At 47.9% G+C, this 995-nt stretch carries 1 protein-coding gene; it reads right to left on the reverse strand.

Features of this window, described 5'->3' with window-relative positions; translation table 11 throughout:
* On the reverse strand, positions 1-853 hold an 853-nt coding region (locus R7Z50_RS25020), incomplete at its 3' end, for an IS5 family transposase (RefSeq protein WP_318149424.1).
* Between the last annotated feature and the right edge of the window lie 142 nt (positions 854-995).

Raw genomic sequence — 995 nt, forward strand, 5'->3', positions numbered from 1 at the left:
AAGTCTCGCCAACCTGAGCGTTGTAATTTCTTAGACTTAATTTCCCACCTAGCAACTGTTTTACTCGGTACATTGCGGTCTCTGACAGAGAGCGCTTATGATAGCCATACCGCTTTTTCCACTTCTTGTTGGAGCCGTAGAGCTTCTGGCAACTTACCGCTAAGTTACGAGGGTGCCCTTGTTCCCAGAAGGCTGCTCCTTCTCTTGGCGGGATGAGCGGAACAGCTCGCTTGAGCCGTATGGCATCATGGCAATTCCTTGTGTCATAAGCGCCATCACCTGATATCTCAATGATTTTGCGACGTGTCTGCTTGAGTAAGTTAGGGAGCACTTCGGCATCGGTTACGTTAGATAAGCTCAGCTCTGCTGCGACTATTTCGTGGGTGCTTGTATCTACTGCGATATGCAGCTTACGCCAGACTCTGCGCTTCCCATCAGTACCATGCTTCTTGACCTTCCATTCACCTTCGCCATAAACCTTGAGGCCAGTGGCATCAATGGCCAGATGTTGTATTGCTCCTCTGGTTTTGGTTTTAAATGAAACCTCAACTTCCTTAGCTCGGCGGCTTATACAGGTGTAGTGTGGGCAAACAAGCGGGATGTGAGCCAGCTTAAATACTGAGTCTAGAAAACCTTGCAGCGCTCTCAATGCCATAGAGAAAACGCGTTTCACCATCAGTGCGGTAGTAATGGCTAAGTCGCTGAATCGGCGAGGTCTACCACGCTTGCCTTGTTTGTTTTGCTTCCACTCGGCTATCGCTTCCTCATCAATCCAAAAGGTCAGAGAACCACGGTTGATTAAGGCTTTATTGTACTGCTTCCAGTTAGTTGTTTTGTAACGAGGTTTCGGCATAAGGCTACGATGATTAACTGATGTAACCGATCAGATCGTAACTTCCTGATTTAGTTCCATCGAATTACGCAACAAAGCCGTAAAGAGTTCTTACATCCAGCTCGACAATTGGGCCGCCTATGGCGCCGGAAACAGCGTATCT

Source organism: Vibrio sp. 1249-1 (genome assembly GCF_033340495.1).